Consider the following 4,355-nt stretch of genomic DNA (forward strand, 5'->3'; position numbering starts at 1 on the left):
CAGGCACCGATTGAACTGGCCGGTTATGGAATGACGTCGGATGCCACTCACTTTGTCGCCCCCAATTTGGAAACGGTTCAAAGATGCATCGGGCAGGCTATCGCCGACGCGGGCCTCCAGCCCTCAGATATCGATGCCGTGAACGCCCATGCTACTTCCACAAAAGTGGGGGATAAAGTGGAAGTCGATGCCCTGCATAATATCTTCGGCCCGAACCTTCCTCCGGTATCGGCCAATAAATCACAATTGGGCCATGCCATGGGGGCCTCCAGCGCCATTGAGGCCATTTTGGCTATGGAAGGGTTGCTCAAAGATACTTTACTCCCCACGATTAATTATCTCCCTGATCCCGGTATTGAACTGGATTGCGTAGCGGAAGGGGCCAGAAAATTTAAGGGAGAATTTGTGCTGAAAAATGCCCTGGGCTTCGGCGGTTGTAATTCCTGTCTGATTTTACGCCGGCTGCTATAAAGGATGTGCAGTAAATCATGAAAGCACCTAAGAACAGAAAAGTATTTGTCGTCGATTACGGAACGGCTACCCCACTGGGAAGCACCTTTGCCAAGACCTGGAAACGGGCCGTCAAGGGGGAGGCCGGCTTCCGAAAAGTGACCCGGTGTCAGGTGGAATCCGCCTGTAACATCGTTGGCGAGATTCCGGACTGGAATCCCCTGGACCTTGATTTTATCGATGCCAAAGAAATGTACAATTGGAATGCTGGTTTTGTCATCCTGACTATGGCCGTCTGCCAGGAGGCTCTGGAAAATGCGGGGATTACCATGGATGACCGGATAGCGCCGCGAATGGCCTGTCTTATCGGTTCAGCCCTGAATGGACCGGACGCCTTCCGAATCGCCATGCAAGATCTGGAACACCGCGGCCCACTCCGGGTAAGCCCTTATCTGCTGCCCAATTTGTGTGCCAATGTACCGGCAGGAAAAGCCGGTATGCTCCTGAAATTTACCGGCCCCATCTTCTCTCCCCAGGGGGCCTGCGCCTCAGGCAACCATGCCATCGGCCTTGGGGCCCGAATGATCCGGGACGGGGATTGTGATTTCGTGCTGGCCGGCGGCGCCGATGCCCCCATCCTGCCGGAACTGATTCACGGCTTTGCCAATATGAATGCCACCATCAAGGTCCACCCGGAAGATCGTGCTTATTCGGATCCGGGCCAAGCCTCCCGTCCTTTCAGTTTTGACCGCAAAGGGTTTGTCCTTTCGGAAGGGGCAGGAGTGGTCGTTCTGGCGGCGGAAGAGCTGATAAAAGCCTATGGCCTCAAGGCCCGGGCCGAAGTTTTGGGGGTCGGATGGACTTCGGATGCCTATCATTACACCAGCCCCAACCCCACCACTATTATCCGGGCCATCCGGGAAACCATCGAGGATGCCGGTCTGCAACCGGGAGACATCCAATATATCAATGCCCACGGCACTTCTACGCCCAAAGGCGATCGGACGGAAGTAAAATGTTTGCGGGAAGTTTTTGGCAAAGCGATAGGAAAAATCCCGGTATCTTCGAACAAGTCCCAGTTGGGACACACCCTGGGGGCGACCGCGGCCATTGAAGCCGCATTGACCATTGAAGCCATGGGGAAGGGGTTGATATTACCGACTATTAATCATCTTCCCGATCCCGATTTTTCCGATATTGATGTCGTGTCCAACGTGTTGCGCAAAACAAATTATGAAATTGCCCTTTCCAATGCCTTCGGGTTTGGCGGAACGAACTGCTGTGTAATTTTTAGGGGGGTATAAGCATGCGGCCCAAACCATTTCGGCCTGAACTATTAAATAATGACCCAAAGTTCGTCCGCGACGGATCGACGGGATTGATCTGGCACCGTTCCACTTATCGAACCTTATACGCCGACACCGATCGCTCGGAAGTGGTCTACCATTCCAACTACCTGCGTTTTTTCGAATTCGGACGAACTTCTTTGATGCGTGATTTTGGTTACCCCTATAAAGAAATCGAAGCCAGCGGATTTGTTTATCCGATTATCGATTTAAAAATCGGGTTTTATTCCCCTTTGTATTATGATGATTTAATGGTTATCCATACCCGCCCGACCCACTTGGAACGGGTGCGTTTGCAGTTTGACTACCTGATCACCCAGGCGGAAACCGGCCGGATCGTTTGCATCGGTTTTACCAAACACTGTGCCTTGAATGCCAAAGGTCTTCCCGTGGCCGTCGATTCCAAAACGGTTGAGCTTTGGAAATCCTTCCCCGACAATTAATGGTCTTAATATAATATTTTCCAAATTTAGATAATAAGTTGTTTCACCGCAGAGCCGCAAAGGTCGCAGAGAAGAACATTTTTTTGCTTTCCGTTGAGAGGACGGAAAACAAAAAGAGCTTTTTTCATTTGCCGCCTCTCACCGGCAAATGAAAATCTTATCTCAGTGTTCTCCACATCTCGAACGAGTCACGCCTCTGGCGTGACGAGTGGGCGGTGAAAAAATGTTTTGTGATGTAACCTATCTTATGCTCTCGTGAATATGGAACCCTTAAAAAATAAAAAAATGCGTTACCCTTTGGAAATCGAGGTCGATGATTATTTATTCGGCCATCACTTCGAAGGTCGGTGTGTTTTACCAGCCGTTGAAGCCCTGATCATCCTGGCCAAGGCCGTTCAAACCCATTTTCCCAACATGGATATGGGTTGTTTGAATAAGGCCCGATTTCCCCGCTTTCTAATTATTCCCCCGGAAATGCGTCATCTCCCGGTTATAATAGAATTAGATCGTACACCAAACGGAGGTATTTCAGCCCTGCTGATGACCTCGGTAAGATCCAAGACCGGCGGCATCGGCCGCAATCTGGAACATGCCCGGGTGGAATTTTTTTTGGACCTTTCTACTCCCTTTTCTTCGCCCCCCTTGACTGAGATAGAGGATCCTGAAGGACCGGCCATCACGGTGACAGCTGGATCGATTTACCCCGTATTGATTCCTTTCGGGAAAGCCTTTCATAATATCATCAGCCCCGTATCCCTTTGGCCCGGAGAGGCTTCGGCCCACATCTCCGGCGGAGAAGAAGGTCCGGAGGATACACTTCTTGGCTCCCCCTTCCCTCTTGATGCCGCCTTTCATGTGGCTTGTATCTGGGGACAACGTTTTACTGAGCAGGTCCTCTTCCCAATGGGTTTTGAAAATAGGATTATTCACCAAAGAACTAAAAAAGGCGGTGTCTATCATGGCCGGATTTTTCCGGGAGGAAGCAGGCAAAACGTTTTCATGTTTAATGCCCTGATTATTGATGAGCAAGGAACTGTCTGTGAGGAAATCCGGGGAATCCAAATGCAGGACGTATCCCAAGGCCGTCTGCATCCGCCCTTATGGATCAAGGAGTTAGGACCAGCTTGACAGCCTGAAAATTGGGTTTGAGTTTGGAGAAGGTCGGTCCTGGTCAGACACTTGGCGGAGTTGATGATCTAACGCTACGTCTCTTTAGCCGCGGATCTTATGCGGTCTGGTGCAGGCGTTGGTTCTGCAGATTTTATCTTTATATCCGATCATAATCTTCCGGTTCTGAATCAGGAATCTTTTTGAGTACCTTCTGAAATTTTTTCAAACTTGCCCTTTTGGCCCTTGCTTCAATGTATTCTTCAGTCAATAGCGCGGACATTTTTTCTGCCGCAGCAGAGGCTACAAACTGATTAATGGAAATCCCATCTCGTTTAGCTAATTGTCGTATCTGTTCATGGAGAGACCTTGGGATGCGCAGACTTAAAGCACTCATGATAGTACTCCTATTTCGGTTAGGAATTCTCTTGGATCAAGAATTTTCAAACCGAACTTATTGACGTTTTTGAAATGACGTTTATTGTACGTTATAATTGCATCGCAGCCACCTGCCACTGCAACTTCCAGAACTAGATCATCGGATGGATCCGGCAAGAAAGGACGCCAGAGAAAAAAAATATCTTGCCGATCTCCCACGTAACAAAAAAAGTCAATAAAATCGCTGATGTCTTTTTCGGTGATATAAGAGGGAAGCCTTCCCCGCCTTAAAACATCTTCATATTCAATAATCAGAGGAACCGATATCGCCACAGAAAACCTTTCTGCCGGCAGAAGAGATACCAATTTGTAGGAGGCACCACGTCGGGATTTTAAAGCTGAAAAAAGTACATTGGTATCTATCACGACTTTCATGTGGTATTATATATCATACCATCAATTTATGGTCAAGTTTTTTTGGGGGGCAGAACAAATCGGGCGAGCGGTGCTTAGATCGGCTCGCCGTTCCCGTTGCGCGCAGGACGACGGGAATGCGGCTTTGACCCGTGGCACGTATTTGACGCCATGATTTATGATTCTCAGGGCTCTATCTGTGAATAAATCCGGGGCA

Annotated in this window: 5 protein-coding genes and 1 pseudogene; 4 read left to right on the forward strand and 2 right to left on the reverse strand. The window is 49.2% G+C overall.

What is annotated here, in order from left to right:
* The 4 genes and pseudogenes from ACYC56_RS12595 to ACYC56_RS12610 form a co-directional block, all read left to right on the forward strand.
* Window positions 1-471, forward strand: a pseudogene (locus tag ACYC56_RS12595) (beta-ketoacyl-[acyl-carrier-protein] synthase family protein); the annotation flags it as partial.
* A gap of 17 nt (window positions 472-488) precedes the next feature.
* Window positions 489-1,754, forward strand: a complete 1,266-nt coding sequence (locus tag ACYC56_RS12600) for a beta-ketoacyl-[acyl-carrier-protein] synthase family protein (RefSeq protein ID WP_461374525.1) — start codon at window positions 489-491, stop codon at window positions 1,752-1,754.
* 2 nt (window positions 1,755-1,756) lie between these two features.
* On the forward strand, window positions 1,757-2,239 hold the full coding sequence (locus ACYC56_RS12605; RefSeq protein ID WP_461374526.1) for an acyl-CoA thioesterase: 483 nt from the start codon (window positions 1,757-1,759) through the stop codon (window positions 2,237-2,239).
* A gap of 261 nt (window positions 2,240-2,500) precedes the next feature.
* Entirely contained in the window at window positions 2,501-3,367 is an 867-nt protein-coding gene (locus tag ACYC56_RS12610; protein WP_461374529.1) for a polyketide synthase dehydratase domain-containing protein, read from the forward strand.
* 139 nt (window positions 3,368-3,506) lie between these two features.
* Here ACYC56_RS12610 and ACYC56_RS12615 read toward each other — a convergent pair whose 3' ends face one another.
* A complete protein-coding gene (locus ACYC56_RS12615) occupies window positions 3,507-3,743 on the reverse strand; it encodes a toxin-antitoxin system HicB family antitoxin (RefSeq protein ID WP_461374527.1) in 237 nt (78 codons plus the stop codon).
* Window positions 3,740-4,159, reverse strand: coding sequence for a putative toxin-antitoxin system toxin component, PIN family (locus tag ACYC56_RS12620; protein WP_461374528.1), 420 nt, complete (start codon window positions 4,157-4,159; stop codon window positions 3,740-3,742). The genes ACYC56_RS12615 and ACYC56_RS12620 overlap by 4 nt, the downstream gene beginning before the upstream one ends.
* Window positions 4,160-4,355: the final 196 nt, after the last annotated feature.

Source organism: Candidatus Aquicultor sp., assembly GCF_054640775.1.

Excerpts from the sequence above, each read along its gene's own strand:
- ACYC56_RS12605 (WP_461374526.1), top strand. The coding sequence starts at position 1,757 with ATGCGGCCCAAACCATTTCGGCCTGAACTATTAAATAATGACCCAAAG.
- ACYC56_RS12610 (WP_461374529.1), top strand. The coding sequence starts at position 2,501 with ATGGAACCCTTAAAAAATAAAAAAATGCGTTACCCTTTGGAAATCGAG.
- ACYC56_RS12615 (WP_461374527.1), bottom strand. The coding sequence starts at position 3,743 with ATGAGTGCTTTAAGTCTGCGCATCCCAAGGTCTCTCCATGAACAGATA.
- ACYC56_RS12620 (WP_461374528.1), bottom strand. The coding sequence starts at position 4,159 with ATGAAAGTCGTGATAGATACCAATGTACTTTTTTCAGCTTTAAAATCC.
- ACYC56_RS12600 (WP_461374525.1), top strand. The coding sequence starts at position 489 with ATGAAAGCACCTAAGAACAGAAAAGTATTTGTCGTCGATTACGGAACG.